This window comes from Hydrogenophaga flava NBRC 102514 (genome assembly GCF_001571145.1).
Lineage (GTDB): Bacteria > Pseudomonadota > Gammaproteobacteria > Burkholderiales > Burkholderiaceae_C > Hydrogenophaga > Hydrogenophaga flava.
The window spans coordinates 1-17,001 of the sequence record NZ_BCTF01000033.1 but is presented as its reverse complement, the minus strand read 5'-3'; the positions used below and the strand labels follow the sequence as shown (position 1 = coordinate 17,001).

At 59.8% G+C, this 17,001-nt stretch carries 13 protein-coding genes; 6 read left to right on the top strand and 7 right to left on the bottom strand.

What is annotated here, in order from left to right:
* Nucleotides 1-214: 214 nt before the first annotated feature.
* Together HFL01S_RS22025 and HFL01S_RS22020 are read right to left on the bottom strand one after the other, a co-directional pair.
* On the bottom strand, nt 215-1,525 hold the full coding sequence (locus HFL01S_RS22025) for a Y-family DNA polymerase (RefSeq protein WP_066262814.1): 1,311 nt from the start codon (nt 1,523-1,525) through the stop codon (nt 215-217).
* Between the two features lie 28 nt (nt 1,526-1,553).
* Nucleotides 1,554-1,958 (bottom strand): LexA family protein, encoded by a 405-nt coding sequence (locus HFL01S_RS22020; RefSeq protein WP_066262812.1) that lies wholly within the window; start codon nt 1,956-1,958, stop codon nt 1,554-1,556.
* A 161-nt stretch (nt 1,959-2,119) separates the two neighbouring features.
* Between HFL01S_RS22020 and HFL01S_RS22015 the strand changes: the two genes are divergently transcribed.
* Nucleotides 2,120-2,773, top strand: coding sequence for an SOS response-associated peptidase (locus HFL01S_RS22015; RefSeq protein ID WP_066262809.1), 654 nt, complete (start codon nt 2,120-2,122; stop codon nt 2,771-2,773).
* Nucleotides 2,774-3,276: 503 nt separating this feature from the next.
* On the opposite strand, the gene HFL01S_RS22010 is transcribed toward HFL01S_RS22015, so the two are convergent.
* On the bottom strand, nt 3,277-7,245 hold the full coding sequence (locus HFL01S_RS22010; protein WP_066262807.1) for an nSTAND3 domain-containing NTPase: 3,969 nt from the start codon (nt 7,243-7,245) through the stop codon (nt 3,277-3,279).
* Nucleotides 7,246-7,548: 303 nt separating this feature from the next.
* On the opposite strand from HFL01S_RS22010, the gene HFL01S_RS22005 reads away from it, so the two are divergent.
* The 3 genes from HFL01S_RS22005 (at nt 7,549) to HFL01S_RS25240 (ending at nt 11,757) form a co-directional block, all read left to right on the top strand.
* Nucleotides 7,549-9,285 (top strand): hypothetical protein, encoded by a 1,737-nt coding sequence (locus tag HFL01S_RS22005; RefSeq protein WP_066262804.1) that lies wholly within the window; start codon nt 7,549-7,551, stop codon nt 9,283-9,285.
* A gap of 417 nt (nt 9,286-9,702) precedes the next feature.
* Nucleotides 9,703-10,467, top strand: coding sequence for a P-loop NTPase family protein (locus tag HFL01S_RS22000; RefSeq protein ID WP_066262802.1), 765 nt, complete (start codon nt 9,703-9,705; stop codon nt 10,465-10,467).
* 795 nt (nt 10,468-11,262) lie between these two features.
* Nucleotides 11,263-11,757, top strand: a complete 495-nt coding sequence (locus tag HFL01S_RS25240) for a DUF6998 domain-containing protein (RefSeq protein WP_157539026.1) — start codon at nt 11,263-11,265, stop codon at nt 11,755-11,757.
* A 12-nt stretch (nt 11,758-11,769) separates the two neighbouring features.
* On the opposite strand, the gene HFL01S_RS25945 is transcribed toward HFL01S_RS25240, so the two are convergent.
* The 3 genes from HFL01S_RS25945 to HFL01S_RS21985 form a co-directional block, all read right to left on the bottom strand.
* The gene (locus HFL01S_RS25945; RefSeq protein WP_281179941.1) at nt 11,770-12,552 is read right to left on the bottom strand and encodes a helix-turn-helix transcriptional regulator; all 783 of its coding nucleotides are present in this window, start codon (nt 12,550-12,552) and stop codon (nt 11,770-11,772) included.
* Nucleotides 12,527-12,964 carry a hypothetical protein gene (locus HFL01S_RS25235; RefSeq protein ID WP_157539023.1) on the bottom strand — a complete coding sequence of 146 codons (438 nt, stop codon included), beginning with the start codon at nt 12,962-12,964 and terminating at the stop codon, nt 12,527-12,529. The genes HFL01S_RS25945 and HFL01S_RS25235 overlap by 26 nt, the downstream gene beginning before the upstream one ends.
* Nucleotides 12,965-13,164: 200 nt before the next feature.
* Nucleotides 13,165-13,578 carry an ACT domain-containing protein gene (locus HFL01S_RS21985; RefSeq protein ID WP_066262794.1) on the bottom strand — a complete coding sequence of 138 codons (414 nt, stop codon included), beginning with the start codon at nt 13,576-13,578 and terminating at the stop codon, nt 13,165-13,167.
* Nucleotides 13,579-13,849: 271 nt separating this feature from the next.
* On the opposite strand from HFL01S_RS21985, the gene HFL01S_RS21980 reads away from it, so the two are divergent.
* Both HFL01S_RS21980 and HFL01S_RS21975 read left to right on the top strand, forming a co-directional pair.
* Nucleotides 13,850-14,797, top strand: a complete 948-nt coding sequence (locus HFL01S_RS21980; RefSeq protein WP_066262792.1) for a fatty acid desaturase family protein — start codon at nt 13,850-13,852, stop codon at nt 14,795-14,797.
* Nucleotides 14,794-16,062: an SLC5/6 family protein gene (locus tag HFL01S_RS21975; protein ID WP_066262790.1), complete on the top strand. Its 1,269-nt coding sequence runs from the start codon at nt 14,794-14,796 to the stop codon at nt 16,060-16,062. The genes HFL01S_RS21980 and HFL01S_RS21975 overlap by 4 nt, the downstream gene beginning before the upstream one ends.
* Here HFL01S_RS21975 and HFL01S_RS21970 read toward each other — a convergent pair.
* Nucleotides 15,964-17,001, bottom strand: a 1,038-nt coding sequence (locus HFL01S_RS21970) for an HTH-type transcriptional regulator ArgP (protein ID WP_066262788.1), incomplete at its 5' end; no start/stop codon positions are given. The genes HFL01S_RS21975 and HFL01S_RS21970 overlap by 99 nt on opposite strands.

Genomic DNA, 17,001 nt, shown 5'->3' with positions numbered 1-17,001 from the left:
ACATTCGTGACGCGCGAGACTCGTGCTGAATTGGCGCGCAAGAAAAAAGAAACCCGGCACGAGTGCCGGGTAAATCAAAGTCGCTGTCACACGACTTTTCAGGGAGGAGGGACGGCTGTTTAGGTCGCCCCGAGTGCATTATCGATTCGGCTTGCCCGAGCCGTCTATGAAAACTTGCGCCCGGTTGCATCCGGCACCCCTCCATTTGGGCATGTCAGGCCCGTACCACCGGCATATCTTCCCATCGGGTCGTGTACTGAGGCGTGCGGCGTTCTTGCTTCATCGACCACCGCCTCTGGTCCCCTTGCAGCCCAGTGCTTCCCAGCAGGACTGTGCCCCTGCCATAGCGCCGGTTGAGCCCGTCCAGCGCACCCATTAGCCTTCCCTTGTCCCGCTCTTCCTCTGGTTCCAGGGCCAGCTCAGTCTGGTGCACTGATGCCGGTTGAAGCTCCAGCAACATGACCCCTGCTTTCGCGTACAAGAAATCGGGCTTGAAGATGCAGTGCAGACCGGCCAGCGCTGCCTCAACGATCCGCCTTGTGTCCGATGTCGGCCGACGCAACGGAACCACGATGGAGCGGCTGTACTGCGGGTCCGACCTAAATGGGCTGGTGCGAACGAAGGTGAGCACCTGGTTGGCTTGGCCATCTTGGCGCCGCAGCTTCTCAGCGGCGCGGCTGGCAAATTCGCTCACGGCCTCGCTCAAGTCACTAAGGGCAGTCACCGTGCGACCAAAAGAGCGTGTGCAGGCAATTTCTTGTTTGTCGGGTGCGGCGTCTTCTAGGTCCACACATGGCAAACCCTGCAACTCCCGCACCGTTCGCTCCAGCACCACCGACCAGCGCTGACGAACCGTGCCCAGGTCCATGCGCGACAGATCCAGTACCGTGTGGACTCCGCCTTCTTTGAGTTGAGCCCCTATGCGGCGCCCCACGCCCCAGACTTCGTCGACAGCGGTTACTGCAAGGACGCTTTCCAGGGTCACGCGGTCCATGGCAGCCAGATTGCAGATCTGGGCCAGCTCCGCAGGGTAGATGCCGGGCTTGCGCTCTGCCGTTTTGGCGATGTGGTTGGCCAGCTTGGCCAGTGTCTTGGTTTGACCAATACCAATGCAGCAGGGAATACCAACCCACTGGAGCACTCTCTCGCGGATCACCTGGCTGCGTTTGACCAGGTCACCCCGGATGCCAGCGAGATCGACAAAGGACTCATCGATGGAATAGATCTCCTGTCGGTGCCCGAGCCCGGCCACCAAGCTCATCATGCGGTCGCTCAAGTCCCCATACAGCGGGAAGTTGGCCGACAGTGCAACCAGGCCATGCGACTCCTGCCTGTGCCGAATCTTGAACCAGGGTGCCCCCATGGCAATGCCCAGCGCCTTTGCTTCGTTCGAGCGAGCGATGGCGCAACCATCGTTGTTGGAGAGCACCACCACGGGTTTGCCGTTCAGGCTCGGGCGAAACACCCTCTCGCAGGACACATAGAAGTTGTTCCCGTCCACCAGGGCATAGAGCGGTGACGCCATGTTTTTCTGACCGGTCTGCGAGAAGACATCAACACTTGAACTGCTTGATCGCAGCGATAACCACTCCCCAGACTTCGACCGTCTGACCTTCGGTGGGGGTGATGTCAGCGAAGGTGGGGTTCGCCGCCTTGAGTTTCAGGCGCCCCCCGCGTTGCCAGAGCTGCTTGCAGGTGAAGTCCCCGTCCACCACCGCCACCACAATCTGGCCGTGGCTGGGCTTGATCGCCCGGTCCACCAGCAGCACATCCCCATCGAAGATGCCCGCCTCGCGCATGGACTCGCCGCGCACCGTCATGCTGTAGGTGGCCTGTGGGTGTTTGATCAGGTGTTCGAGCACATCAATCCGCTTGGCCTGGAAATCCTCCGCCGGCGACGGAAAACCCGCCCGAATCCGGGATTCAAGTTGGAAGGCGGGGAGGGCGCAATCGGCCAAGGGCTTTGGTGTGCTGCAGCGCCCCGACTCGGCGCCATGGAACAGGGGTGACAACAGGTGATCTTCTACAATACTGGACATAACAACAGTATAGAAGCCAAGCCCGTCCCTTGGGAATGCTTCACAGAAAACCGGCGCGAATCCGCGCATAGGATGGAACCATGTGCAGTCACTACGAAGGCGTGCGGGACGCCCAGGTCTTGCGAAAGGTGTTCCAGGTGGAGCCACCGGCCGACATAGGAAAAACCGATCTCTGGCCGGGATACTCCGGCCTGCTGATCCGCCGCCCCAGGGAGAAGGACTCGGGGGATGACGCAGTACCAGATCGGGAAGCGTTACCTGGCCTGTTTGGCCTGGTGCCCCATTGGGCGACCGACCTGAAGATCTGCCGCAGTACCTACAACGCCCGCAGCGAGACGGTGGCCACCAAACCGAGTTTTCGGGAAGCTTGGAAGAGGGCGCAGCACTGCATCATCCCGGCCCAGGCCATCTACGAACCGAACTGGCGCAGCGGCAAGGCCATTCCCACTCGTATCGAACGGTCAGACGGTCGGCCCATGGGCATTGCAGGTTTGTGGTCTGCCTGGAAGTCTCCCCAAGGGGAATGGGTGCACAGCTACACCATGCTGACGACCAACGCCGATACCCACCCGCTGATGAACCAGTTTCACAAGCCGACCGACGAGAAACGCATGGTTGTGGTGTTGCCGGAGTCAGTCTATGACGAGTGGCTGGTAGCGACGGCTGAGCGCAGTGAGCAGTTCCTGGTGCCATTTGCGGCGGAGGGGTTGAGGGTGGGAAGTGAACGAGATTGAAGGAGGGTGGGAGACAGGTTTGCAGCGACTGCTGCCGGTGGATGCTGCCATGTGTACTCACGCTGACTGCCACGAAGCGGCTGTTGGGAACGACGATAGGTGCTGGCCCGAATGTGGGCAGTATGAGGGACTGCGGTCATAGGGCATCCGCGACCCGGTTGGCTACGTGGCACCGACCGCTTCCCCATCACCTGGACGGGCGGTACCGACCCAGTGCAGTCCCTCGCAACGCTGCAGCGACCGACGCCAAAGCAGTCGATGGCCAACATGAAGATTGACCAGGGCGATGCTTGCACTGCGCCTTTGCCGAGAAGTTGGCCTTGCCGGTTCTCGCACTGTGGCGAGAAGGCACTCGGACCGATGATGGATTGGTGTCCAACGAACTGACAAGCGGTGCCATTACCTGTTGCCACTGCGTAGCAGAGGAGAAGCCTGAAGTGCTCTGGGAGCAGTTGACCAAGCTCCTCGCCTGAGCGCTAGGCCGACAACCAGTGTCGGCGCCTCTACCGCTTGAAAACGGACGGTCGGTCGGCGATGCGGCCACCGATCAACTCGTGGACGGCATTCACAGTACGCGCGTCTCCCAGGTTGTCCATGGCGTCGTGCGCGAGCGGATGCTTGGATGCGTCCAAAATGTCGGTAGCAGGGTGTCCCGGTGGCAGCTTGCTCAGTACTTTTTTGGCGAGATCGCCGGATTGACGCTCGGCGCCGATGGCGAGAGGAATCAAGAGCGCGCGCCGGTCCTCCTTGGTCGCGAGGGCTGTTGCCGTCGCGATGATCTGCGAACTGTCGGCACAGTTGCCCACTGCCTCAGCGGCTGTGGCGGCTAGGTAGCGATTCGACTTCATGAACCATCGCTCGTCAGCTCGGGCGAGTGCACCGTCAGCGAGTCTGCGCTGCGTGCAGGCCAGCGCCGCTGCAGCCTTCACGCTGGCCCAATTCGGCTTGAAGGTGAAAACCTGGTTGATGACTTCAGCCATGGCGTCGTCATCGCCACGCTCAGTCAAGAGCGTGAAAAGCAACTCCGTCACATTCAAATCGGCTGTCTCCAACGCCGCCTCCACGATAGGTCCATTGAGGTCCGGCGGCACATTCGGCAGGGCAGACAACGCCTTGGCTGCGGCCAGTGCGATGGGGTAGCTCTGGGCTTCGCCCTCCGGAACGGAATGGCGCGACCACGTGTCCTCGCTCAACTCCACCAGTTCGCGGGCGTAGCGGTCGGGCTGGTTCGACAACACGGTGAGCAGAGCTTGACGAACGAAGGAACTGGGATCGCGCACCAGTGCCATGACGTCGTCGGGGATATCCTGGTCGCCAGCCGAAGCGAGGAATTCCAGGGCGCACTGCCGCGCAGTCGCGCGAGGATGGCTGAGTCCGGCATGCACGAGGTTCCAGCATCCGGCAGCTGCCGCTGCCCGGACGGACGCTTCAGCTTCCTCCGGCCGAGTGGATTCGCCCAACGCGTCCTGCAACACGCTCTCAGCCGCCCGCCCATTCGTAGCGGCCAGCCAGACCAGCAAAACACGCAGCGGACCCTGGTGCTGACCTAAAAGCGGAACAAGGGCATCCAGTGCAGCATCGCTGAGCTGAACCTCCTTGAGATCGTCCAGAGGCATCAGGGCTGCAGACAGCTCACCGAACGGCGTTGGCAGACTCAGCTCAAAGGCCTCGAAAGCCTGGTCGCGGTTGTCGGTGGTGCCAAAGCGCTTGGTGTGGGCTTTCGCGTCATGTGTCAATTCCAGAAGGCGCACGAGGTGGCCTTCGTTAAACAGTGTCTGTGCCGCCTGCATCAGGAGGTTGGGCACGTGCTCCAGGGCACAGCGGGCCGCAGACTCGCGGAGCTCGGCAGCTTCATCGCCTGCGAGCAGGCGCTCACGGAGCTCGTCTACGAAGGCTGGGCGCCAACTCTCGGTCAGCAGGCGCCAGATGCGTTGCTCCAAGTGGCTGCCCGTTCCCAGCTTCAACAATTGGCGCAGCTCATCGTCGCCGGCATCCGCGGGCTTTGACTGCTCCATAGCTTCAAACCACGCCGGCTTCAGTTCCTGCACGTTCGGATGGCTGGCCAGGGTTTGCCAGCCATTAGCATTTCGCGTCGCCTTGGCGTATTCGGAAACCAGCTCACGAGCCGCGAAGTCCTCGTCGGAGTAGTCGTCGTAAGGCTCCCAGTCCTCGTTGTAGTGACCGTCGATCGACGCCCAGTGATCGGAATCCTCTTGGGGCGAGGGGTCTCCCTTGCGCAACACGGCCAGCGCGAGCTGGAGCAGCGACTCGCGGTTTTCCGGCGCGCGCATCGCACCAAACGCGACAGCGACAGCGTTTGGGGATTCCCCATGGTTGACTATCACCCTTGCCGCATGGGCCCATGTGGCGTCGAGCCCTGACGCAAATGCATCTATGAACTCGGCCATTTGTTTTGGGTAGTCGCGCGTCTCCACCGTCAGCACCAGCCGGATAAATCGCTCGCAAATGCCCCGCGTCAATGGATGGTTGCGCACCTCTCGGTACCAGGCTTCATCGCGGTTGCTGTGCTTCCAAGCTCGCACAAAGAAGTGACTACCCGTGGACACGGGCCGGAACCAGCGGGAAATTTCGGCAGGAACACAGGCGCTGGAGCCCGCGATGGCTGCCAAGCGCAGAAGACTGAGATAGTCGTCATGGTCCGCACTCAACGCAGATTCCAGCCACGCGTCGATAGCGATCTGGACCTCGTCCGGCACGTCATAGAGGGACTCGTTGGAATCCTTGATGGCCGCTTGCAGTCGCACTACGGTCTCGATCGCCTGACCACCATCGCCGGTCCCAAGACGGACGAGGGCCGTCGTCAGGTGCTCCAACGCCGCTTCAGTCACTTCGGGATTGGTGCGCACCACCCCCATCAGGCCTTGCTCGACGCGGGGATGGGTGTACGTGACGTCGCTTCCCGGCTGACGCAGATAGCCAGCCGCGACCAGATCATTGACGAGCCTCTCCAGCCCGAAGCCAAACTCGGGGTCAACCTTGTTGATGGCGCGGCGGATCAGGGACAGGTCTTGGCGACGTATGCCTCTGCGGGCTGTCATGAGGCCCCAGATTACAACAGCCGCCTTTTCGTAGTGGCGAGCCTCAACCACCCACTGCACTTCGTTTTCAATGGCTCGTGTCTGGGTTTCGTTGAGGATTCGCGACACGAACTCTGACTCGTTTTCGTCCGGGGGGATAGCTCCCTGAAGCAGGGCAATGAAGCGGTCGATCTCGAAGGGGGTTTGCAACGTGCGAAGTACCCGGTCCTTCGCGCGGATGGCTGCCATCATCAGCACGCTGGAGCTCAGTTGGCGCACACGCGCCTCGAACATCCTTCCCAACTCCCTTTCTCCGTATTTGGATGCGTCGAGCCGGACTTCCCACTGTTTCAGGAACGCGTTCTCGGTACCAACGGTCGCGGTCAGTATGTCCGTGCGGCTGGTTACGACGATCTTCTGCTGGGCGCTCGCTTTGAGCAGCCGTTCCTGCAGTTCTGCTGTCCAGGCGGCCGTGCCACCCTTGATCTCGTACTTGCCCCAGGGATCCTCAACGTAGAAAAATGCTGGGCCAGCGTCGGGACGAGCTTTTAGTTCGCCAGGCCTCTCCGGTTCAACATAGCTCAGGCCAGGCACGATGCGCTTGTAGTGCTCATACATCGCCTTCGCCACCGTCGTCTTTCCGGTGCCGGAAGGCCCCGTGATGACAATGGCGTTGCGCTTGTCCATTTGCGCGACGATGTCGTCCCAGTTCGTTGGCTTAACGAAAATCGCGTCGCGCTCCCCGGGAATGGAGCCACCGTGCTTTTTGATGATGGCCTCGACATCGACGCGATTCCAGGCCAGTCCCGAACGCATTCCTGCCATCGCAATCTTGCGCAGCTCGTCGCGGCAGGCGTCATGCCGCTCTATCGGGATGCACAGTGGGCTGAGCAAGAATGAGTCAATACGCTCGGCGACGCGGGCCTCATTGAACTGAGCCAGGACGGCGAACCGGCCAGCCGCCGCCTTTACATGCGACGCAGGGAAGACAGTGGAGGGCAGATTGTCGTCGCTGGGTGGCTCTAGGAGATCGTCAACCTGCAAGGATGCCAGCGGTCCCGAGACGTCAGCGCTAGTAATGAGGACGTACCTTACGCGAACATCGTCTAGCAGCTTCAGGGCCGAAGGGCGCTTGGTGCCATGTTTAACCAGGCCGCGCATCGAGGCTGCAGTCCACTGACCCGAGCGACGAAGCTTGGCTTGTACGACTAGGCGCACGCCGTCCACGACGGCGCTGGACGACACGCAAGGAACGTCCAACTCTGCCTCCAGGTCCTCCTGCGATGCGGGCTCAAGCTGGAGCACCTTGGAGACACGATTGACGACAAGCAGATCCAGCGCGGCCAGCACGGACACGTCGCACTGGTAGAACCAGCCGTCCAGCGAGGGGTTACCTCCGTCCGCATCTGCGGCCTTTACGGGCTTTTTTCTCAATTCATTGCTCCAGTAATAGGCTCACGCTTGCCGACAGAGCCCTCCTGACATCCGGCCGCGCTCGCGGTGCGCGGTGGCAGTTTACCGAAGGCAGGCGCTACCCTTTATGGCCCCTCATGTGGACCTGTGGTGGGGCCAGCGGCCCTCAGGATGGGAGCCGTCTCGTCCGAGAGCTGGTGCTGGCCGAGTGGATCGTGGGTATCGATAGACTCCCAAAATTCCCTACAAATTTAACCCTTACCTTCAATGCTTGTTGGCAGCGCTTCTAGCGGGTGACGAGTTGCAAGATGTTGGATACGAAACATGAGCCGACAAACGACCAAGGATGATCTTCTCTATTACCTGACCGACCCTAAGGTGCGTGTCATCGCATTAAATGGGCTCTGGGGTACTGGAAAAACCCACCTTTGGGATGAGATCAAAAGTGACTTCCCAGCTATTGATGGGAATGATCACCTGTACGCGTCGTGCTTCGGACTGGAGTCCCTGGAGCAGATCAAAAATGCCTTGTTCCAGAACTCGCTGGGGAGAGCCGAAGGGACCGTGACCGCAGCAAGGAAGTTCTCTGGTTTCACGATTGATGTCCTAGAGAAGATCGCGTCCAAAGTTGCACCAGGGGCCGAGGGCGCGGCCACCGTCGTCGGTAGCCTCGGTGGTTTGATCCAGTCCGCTTTGATCGACAAAGTGTTGCACTCACGCTTGATCGTGCTGGATGACATAGAGCGGCGTACCAAAACGCTGCAGGTAGAAACGCTATTGGGCTTCATCGACCTCCTCAAGCGAAATGACTGCAAGATTCTGCTCATCCTGAACGAGGAGCCGTTGGAGTCGCACGCGTCAGATTGGCGAACGCTCAAAGAAAAATGCATTGATCGGGAAATCACGCTGCTTACCACATCTGTAGATGCCGCCAGCATCGGCCTGAGCCAGGACATGCCCTACCTAGCAGTTGTGACGGATACGCTGGCTCGGTTGAAGGTGTCGAACATCCGTGTCATCCAACGGATCGACAGAATCGTGAAGACGATTTTTGGAGACGCAGTTGGTCTGCCTGATGGGTTGCAGAAGTCGCTGCTGCCAGCGACGGTGACTCTGACTGCACTTAACTTCAATGCCGTGCCTAGCGGCCCAGACGTTGCATCGCTGATGAAAAGGTGGCCGGCATGGTGTGGGCAGCCCCGCTTTTTTGACGATGACCGGCAAGAGATGAGCGATGCGGTGGCATTCGGTGTGCATGTGAAGCTGACCCGCGACGTGGAGTATCTTGCACTGCTGATGCAGCACATCCTGACCGGGCACAGACTCAAGGAGCAGTTCGATTTCCTGTTTCAGCAGCGTCGAGAGCAGGAGGCGTCCAATCAGGCTGAGAACGCTGCGATTCGATACATCGAAGACACGTTGCTCGATCCCGGGATGACCAATCAAGATTTCATCGCACGAGCGACTGACCACAAGGCGGCATGGGTCGGCATATCTGCGGACAAGGTAAGTGCTATAGCTAGCGATCTCGAGTGGCGCGGAGCTGGGGTTCTTGCTCAAGAGATCGCAGGCGAATGGGCGCGGCGCTGGAAAGAATCGCCAAAGCTATGGAACAGTAATCTCCATTCTCTGGACAACTTCTACCCGGTCATCAAAGACGCCATCCTGGAAGGGAATCGACATTTCTCGAGCATTCCATCTCTGCTCGACGCAGTGTTGAAGGTTTCCACCGGGGGATGGGTCCCCGGTGACGCCATGGCGATCAACGACGCCACGGTAGATGAAATCATTGAGACCATTTACGCACTAGATAGAGAGCACTTCGGTTCGTTCATCTACTTCTATCGTAAGGAGATCAGGGACCCGATTCAGCAGGCAGGGACTGAGCCTCCATTCAAGGCAGGGACAGACACGTTTCTGCGAGCTGCCCGACGAATCGTGGCAGAGGCCAAGCGTCCCCGGTTCACAGAGTTGCTGAAGCAACATCTTGGGGAACAGGCGTTTTCTGCATCTGACATCCTCGAACAAGAAACCGATACAGGCCTCAAAGAGACTTCTTGAGGCTGCGCGGCAGGGGAACGAAGTAGCTCGAGGTCACAGGGACTGAACGACGGGTGTTCGTGTTCGAGGCCGTTCAGAAATTTTAGATCGATTGACGCAGAACTGAGGCTTGGCCTGAAAAGAGGACAACTAGACAAGGCTCGGGATTCCCGTGTAACGACCATCGGATGAGCCAGAGAACAAATGCCTGCTTTCGTTGAAAACCGACATTGGCCGCTCGCATCTGAGTGGCAGGAAGCATTGGCGTTGACTTCTATCCGGAGGAACAGTTAAAGTTCTCTTGGCGCATGTCGGCGCCGGCTGCCCACCTCGGCAAACCCTCGCGGGACGACGTTTATCAACCTTCACCCCCTGATTCCCTTTGTAGGCGAGTCTAGGCAGTGGGCACCCGTGATTCGCATACAGAAGGAGTCTGTCATGCGTTACCTTTCCACGCCCGACGAAATCGTCGAGCATCTCAAGAAGCAAGCCAAGAAGCTGCAGCGTTCCGGCGCCGGCAAGCACTCCGACCTGCTCAATCGCGTCGCCAAACAGGCCGGCTACGACCACTGGCACCATGTCGTCAAGTGCAACGAGAACGCCAAGGCGGTCGCTCAGATGCGGGCAATTCGCGACATGTGTGAGGTGATCATCGCCGCAGAACTTCGCGGCGTAGCGAAGGCCCTAGTAACCAGCAATGGTGTTGCTTGTCCGCCCTTCGTTCTGTTCTCAACCGGGATCGGCGACGCCTGGCTCCTCGAGCCGGATGAGGCGCTGGCCATGTGCATGGTCTGGCAGGGCAAACGTCAGACCATCGGGCTGCACGAAGATCCCGAGCGATTGGAAGTGGAATGGGATTGCACCTACGAGCTTCTTGGCGACTTCTTCAATGTGGAATCCCTCCACCCGATCATCGGCACGCGCTCGATCGGCGGCTACCCCCTGAAAGAGGTAAGGATGCTGCTTGATCAGGCCCAGTCTCCGATGATGAAGATGGCTGCGGTGATCGGGCAAGTCGATGCCTTGGAGATCACGCCAGAAGTAGTTGTGCAGATGGCCAAACAAGGTTGGTCTGAGTCAGAGCTGATGCGCATGAAAGCCGAGGGGTGGCACTATTCACCAAGCCGCAATTCGCTTTTGGGTCCAGTGATGACCGAGGACGACTTTGACCTCGACGACGAGAACGAACCGCCCGAGCATTGAGCGGGCACGGCAGTCGGATGCGTGAGCGTTGTCTTGTCTCATAGATCGATTGAATCCGCTGGCTCTAGACGCCACCCGTCAGCGCAGTCTGCGACTGACGGCTTTCGATCGCAGCAGTCGCTCTACGGCTCAAGGTGAAGGACAGCACCCAGCCTTGAACTGACCTTGAGCAACCAGATCCCAGCCACTGTTTGTGGCCGATGGCGGTCTCGAGGCAGTCTAGGAGGATCGCGAGATATTCGTTTTGCGGCCTGAGCCGCCCAGCGGGCCGGATGGAAGGTTGCGTCGGGTTTCGAACTCCTTCCCTGGGCGCTTGTTGGCGGCGACCCACCCACGTGTGTCGCGCCCAAGGCGAGCAGCGTCCTTTTCCGCACGACCTGCGTCGCTGGGAGCGTGCTTCTGCGCGCGCGGGTCGGCACGCTTGTATGGCTTTGACATGCAAGGCTCCTGAAGGCCGCCGAGAATTGGCGCTGTCGAATTGTCGAGGCTAGAACGAGGCGTAGTGTGGCGGATAGAGGCTCCCTGCACGAAGTAGGTTCTAGACATCCAACTGGCATTGTGTGCCCTGCCGGTGCGGCCGAGAACCGTTCCCCTGCCGTCAGCAGGCGGTTGCCCACGTCCAAAAGCTCCAGCTGAGGCGAGACCCTGGAGGACCGCTTTGCGGTGACGAGTCTGATCGTCCGGTCGGCTAGAGTCGGCCAAGAGCGGCCAGCCAATTGTGAATGATCGCTATAGATTGGGCTCAGGGTCATGAATCCGAATAGCGAAGCCCTGAGGGGTGGTGGTGCCTCAATAATGCAGAAGCCGATTGACGTACCGCTACCACAGCCGGTCAAAGACCTTTGGCACTCACAGCAAGCGCTTGCGAAGCACTACGCCCACACTGGTTTTAAGTTCACCTTAGACGGACGTCTGGTCGGAGATATCGCAGAGGCCCTGGCTCTAGAGCACTTTGAACTCTGCCTTCCGCCTAAGCGCGCGAAGGGAGTATATGCGCTGACTGCTTCCGGACACTCCGTTCAAGTTAAGGCATCCGGATTAGAGAACTCTGGTCCTGCCTTCACCCCCGGTACCGGGATCGCACGCTATCTGCTGTTTTTTCAGTTCGATTTTTCGGCTGGCAAAGCGACGGTGATTTACAACGGATTGGAAGCACCAGTGCGAGAGCGTCTACTTCCAAAGGAATGGACTGGCACAAAGGTTGTCAACCTAGGAGCACTGCGCGCCCTTGCCAGAGAATTGGGAAATGAAAACGCCTTACCGCTCAAGCAGCTTGCAGATACAAAGTAAGGCAGAAGGTGGTCAAAGCAGGCCGTAAAGGCGGGCGATGCGTACAGCTGTTCGCCTGTCCGGTGCGCCCAGCTTTGCGTTGACGCGCTGAAACCGGCTGTCGATGGTTTTAGCCTCAAGATGCATGGCCGCACCGATCACTTTGCTGCTCTGTCCGGCTGCCTCGCAGCGCAGAAGATGCAGGTCGGCTTCTGTGAGGCTCGCTCCCCGGAGCAGTTCCTCACGCATGGATATTGCAATCGAGTGATGCAGCTCCATGGCGAGCGCGCGCGCCAGTACCCTGACCCTCGGGTAGCTTTCGCCCATGAACCTTTCGGGGTCAGCTGATCCCAGGCACAGGACCCCGACCCTTGAGAGGCCAACCGAGCTGGGTGCAGGTGCGATCAAAGCAGATGCGAAGCCATGCTCTGCAGCTGCGCGGATGAAGGCGTTTTCTTCGGGTGATGAGCAGTTGAGGTAACTGGCACGGGTGGGTTCTGCGTCGCACGATGCATAACGCAACCAGGGATCATGTTCGAACCATCGTTGAGAAGCGTACTCAGCCGGCCACGCTGGATCGCATGCCCAAAACGATCGAAAAGAGGTTCGGGTTGCATCGTCCCGAACGCAACTCAGGAAAAAGCCTGCATCAGCACCAAGGCCCGCAACGGCCTCGCGAAACAGTGAGATCACTTCGCCCGAGGAACTTGCATCTGTGATCAATGGGAGGATCTGAAAGACGCGCACGTTGTCCTCGATTGCACGCCCGAGGGACACAGGCCCGGTGGGCTCAGCGTTTGATGGTGAATGCCGCATGACCCTCTCGTCCCAGCTTGCAGTACAGCAGACCATCATCAAAGCGAAGCGGCTCAACTGCACACCAGCGGTCGAAGCTTTTCACGTCATGAAAGACCATCGTCTGCACCAACCGCATGCCCGAAGCTTGGCGTTGGGTGCGCTCCATCAGCAGACCGTAGCTGGTGGCGCGCAGGAGGAAGGTCACGGTGCCATCGTGGTTTGCCAGCAAGGTATCGCCCGCAGCGATGCGCTTTGCATTGCGATATGACGTCGATGCGGCAGCGTTGGTGCGCTTTGCGATCAGCGCCAATCGTTTGTTTCCCAGGGGGCGGGCGGGCGCGTCGATAGGATCGATACGGCGTTTTACCGAAGGGCGTGTCACGACCGCAGATGCTGACGGCGTCACCTCGGGGAGTTGAAGGTTGTTCATGCCCACTCCTGCAGGTCTGGTTGACCGACAGGCCACGCAGTGCTCACACCGCGTAACCCACACACCAAGTCTCAAGAGACTGGATAGAGGGTAGGGTAGACAAGCGCGTCGCGCGATGTCAAAGGAAATCCAGGCAGGGCGACCAAATCTGCAGCGGGTTCAGCCGCGCTAAACGACGAAGACCCAGGACACTAAGCACATCAAATCACTGCCGGTGCGCTGCCGTGGCTCAAAGCATTCAACAAAGAGAACGCATCCTCGGCTCGCTCAACCGGAATGAACAGGTGATCGTGGTGGAAGGCGGCGACCGCATTGCAAGGGATGCCTGCTTTGGCCAGGGCTGTGGCGATCATGGCCAGAAAACCGATGGCTTCCAGTGACGAGTGCACGGTGAGCGTAATGAGTTTGGCCTCAAAGATGAAGGGCACCTTGGCCTGTATGGCTTGCGAGCGCTCAACGATGGCCGTCAAACCTTCGGTCTCCCTGAACGTGCAGATGGGAGAGAGGTCAACAGGTAGGCGATGGTCCTGGAAGGTGCAGTAGACGTAAGTCTCTGGCCGTAGGTCAGGGGCCATCATTTGCTGCAGCCGAACTTGGTCTTTTTCTCCGCTCACTCCGATGTCCTCCTGCACAGGGAAATGGTGTTGGCTTTCGGCGTTGATTATGGGCGGCTGGCGTGAACTCGGCGTGTGCACAAGTGCTCAGGTGCAACGCAGAAGGGACTGGTTTAGCTGAATTGACGTGAGGCCAAAGTTCCTAAACCACCGCGCGCTGCTGGCATCTCCTGCTACCGTTTGGCGCGGCCTGGGACTTGTGCTCCGACATACGCTACCGTGCGCTGCGAGGCCGTCCGCAGCCGCACGCCGTGAAGAAGGAGTGTCCATCATGACAACGACTTCGCATGTCCTTTCGGACATGGCCGCGCTTCGATCAGAGCTGCGCCAACAGGGTGATCCGCACTGTGAACTGTTTCGGCTGGCGCCATGGCGAGCCGTGCTGGACATTGCCTTCGACTGGCTCATCGTTCTCAGCTCGGTGGCGCTGGTCATGTGGTGGAGCGAGCTGGTCGCGCCGCTGGCTGTTGTGCTGATCGCCAACCGCCAACGTGCACTCGGCAACATCCTTCACGACGCGGGGCATCGCAATCTGTGGAGGGACCGACGGCGAAACGACCTGGTGGCGCGCCTTTTCATCGCGCCCTTTTTGTTCGCCAGCCTGACCCGCTACCGCGAAACGCACTTCAAACACCACATGGAACTCGGGACGGATGGAGGTGACCCGGACCTCCTGTTTTTCGCTCGAATTGGGCCGACGACCTGGTTCTCGAACTACCTGGACCAGGTCTTTTCTTTGAACGCCTGGCTGTCGTCGGTGGGTGGGCATCTGTTTTCGCGTCAGCTCCGGGCGGCCAGCCTGCTGTACATCGTCGGGTGGTGGGTCGGGGCTGTGGCGTTGATGTGGGTTGTGGCCGGCCCCGACTTCACGGTCACCTTTCTGGTGCTGTGGCTGCTGGCCAGGGCAACAGCATTCCATCTGATCACCACCTTCCGCGAGATGTGTGATCACTTCGGCCTTCAGCCAGGTGGCGTGTTCACCTTTACGCGTGACATGGCTTGCCACGGTTCCTGGCGCTGGCTGATCCACCCCCGCAACAACGGGTACCACCTCACCCATCACCTTTTGCCAGCGGTGCCTTACTACCGACTGCCCGAGGCGCACCGGTTGCTGAAAGGGCAAGACGTCTTTCGGGATCGCGGCAAGGTCTGCTGTGCCTACTTCACCGGCACCGATCCAGTCACGGGCGCTTGGCAGGAGCAAGGGCGGATTCCATGAACAGGGCGCTGGGGAGCTTGCAGGTCGCGGCACTCCTGGTCTCGGCCAGCTATGGGATTGGTTTCCTTTTCGGGTCGGGCGAACTGGCTCTTTCCCATGGCATGGCAGGCAGCATCTATGGGGTGGCCACCGGATTTGGCATGCTGGTGTTGGCCGTGTTCGCACGGCAACTTTGGGCGACTGGGCTTCCGGTCTGGGATCTGTTTGGCCGTGCCTATGGCAAACAGCTTCAAGGCGTGGTGGCGTTGTTGTCTTTGATCTGGATGGCGGGCGTATTGGCTGCCCAGATTCAAGGCGGCGTTGCGGTGCTGGGGTTGCTGGGCCTTGAACAGGCACACAGCTACCTGGCGATCTTGTTGCTGATCTACGGCGCATCTCGATTGGACTTGCGGTTCGCATCGGCTCTGTTTGCGACTTGCCTTCTTGCGAGCGCCGCTGTTCTGGTCTACGCCCTGATCGTCACCAACGGCATGGGCGTCTACTTGCAGGCGATTCCCGCCTTTACCGAAGACCTGTCTACGTTCAATCCATCCCGCTTGGTGGCCATTTCTCTCGCCGTCGGCTTGTTGGTCTGTACCGGTGCCGACTACCAGCAATTTGTGTTGGCCGCGCGCTCACCCTTGGCCGCCGTGGGTGGCTGCGTTCTGGCGGGCCTTCTGCTATTTGTGATCGCCTTTTTGCCGTCGGCCGTGGTTGTCGCTATGCAGAGTGGTGGCATGTTGGGCGCCTTGGCGGACGCCAAACAAGTGATTCCTTGGGTGCTGGGTCAGGTCGCTGGATCGGTGGGGCAGGGCGCAGACAAGTTGATGCTCATCGCATTGTCGGTGGCGGCGTTGGGTACAGGCGCTGCGATCTTGCGCGCCATGTCGGAAGCGCTGGCGTGCGCTGCTTCTGGCAGTCGCTCTGCAGGCCACCCGTTGTTTGCGCTGATTGCCTTGGGTTTGAGTGCGTTGCTGGCCTCACGTGACCAGGGCATTGTGGACACCATGGTGTCGGTCAACGTGGTCTATATCGCCAGCATCAGCGTTTGCTTTGCCACCATGGTCAAAGGCATCGTCGTACCGCCGCAGCACGCGCGGTGGATCGTGGCGGTTGGCTTTGCTGCTTCTGTCGCCGTGTATCTGGCGGGCTGGTTGGGGCAGTATGGTGGAGACACCGACGTGGTGTCACTGCTGCTCGGATGCTTCTTGTCCGCTGGCACCGCCCTGTGGTTCCGCTTTGCGGCCGGAGGGTGGGCTCGCCGATTCTCCAGTCTGCGCCGTTGAAGGTTCGAACCCGACCGAAGGCTCCAAGCTGTTCCTGGCCACCTTGACGATCAAGGCCGTGATGTCACTGGCCATCGGCGGTTCAAGGTCCCAGTGGTGCCAGAACAGGTCCACCATCTCCCGTTCATTGGGGCAGACGTCCACGAGCTGTCCCGCTTCCACCAAAGGTGCCGCCTGCCAGCTGGGAATCAGGCCATAGCCCGCGCCCATGGCAACCCCTTCAAGCAGGGCGACTGGCGAAGGCAGGTAGTGTCTCGCGTACCGCTCAACGGCAAACCCGAAATGCCTTTTCAGAAAATCGTCGTGCAGAGAGTCCTTGCGGTTGAACAAAACCGCCGGTGTTGACAGTACAGCGGGCACCGTGAGCCCGTTTGGAAAGTGCGTGGAGGCAAAGGCTGGCGTCGCATAGCAGCGGTATTCCATGGCACCCAGGCATTCGGCCAAGAAGCCATCGGCGGGTTTGGCAGATGTCGATATGCACCCGATCACATCGCCGCGAGCCAGCAGTGCAGAGGTGTGATCCTGATCGTCTGCGATCACCTCCAGCGCAACCAACTGGCCCAGCAGCAGCTCCTTGAGGACCTCGGGAAACCAGGTGGCCAGGGAGTCGGCATTCACCGCGATGGCCAGCGAAACGGGCGCGTGTGGTTTGGCGGTGGGCGTCAACTCTTGAAGCGCAGAACCCTCAAGAATGCGCAATGCTTTCACATGACGCAGCAACACCTCGCCTGCGTGTGTGGCCGCCACCGGCCGTTCTCGCTTGACCAGCACAGTGGACAGCGATTCTTCCAAGGCCTTGATCCGCTGAGAGACGGCACCGCGCGTGATGCTGAGCACGGTTGCCGCTCGGTCAAAGCTTTGCTGCTCGACCACGGTGGCAAACGTTTCCAACTGATCACGATCCAGCATGTGCGGGTGCTCCAGGAGGGCCAGCGACTG

Excerpts from the sequence above, each read along its gene's own strand:
- HFL01S_RS22025 (WP_066262814.1), bottom strand. The coding sequence starts at position 1,525 with ATGGCGTCACCGCTCTATGCCCTGGTGGACGGGAACAACTTCTATGTG.
- HFL01S_RS22015 (WP_066262809.1), top strand. The coding sequence starts at position 2,120 with ATGTGCAGTCACTACGAAGGCGTGCGGGACGCCCAGGTCTTGCGAAAG.
- HFL01S_RS22005 (WP_066262804.1), top strand. The coding sequence starts at position 7,549 with ATGAGCCGACAAACGACCAAGGATGATCTTCTCTATTACCTGACCGAC.
- HFL01S_RS22000 (WP_066262802.1), top strand. The coding sequence starts at position 9,703 with ATGCGTTACCTTTCCACGCCCGACGAAATCGTCGAGCATCTCAAGAAG.
- HFL01S_RS25240 (WP_157539026.1), top strand. The coding sequence starts at position 11,263 with ATGCAGAAGCCGATTGACGTACCGCTACCACAGCCGGTCAAAGACCTT.
- HFL01S_RS25945 (WP_281179941.1), bottom strand. The coding sequence starts at position 12,552 with ATGCGGCATTCACCATCAAACGCTGAGCCCACCGGGCCTGTGTCCCTC.
- HFL01S_RS25235 (WP_157539023.1), bottom strand. The coding sequence starts at position 12,964 with ATGAACAACCTTCAACTCCCCGAGGTGACGCCGTCAGCATCTGCGGTC.
- HFL01S_RS21980 (WP_066262792.1), top strand. The coding sequence starts at position 13,850 with ATGACAACGACTTCGCATGTCCTTTCGGACATGGCCGCGCTTCGATCA.
- HFL01S_RS21975 (WP_066262790.1), top strand. The coding sequence starts at position 14,794 with ATGAACAGGGCGCTGGGGAGCTTGCAGGTCGCGGCACTCCTGGTCTCG.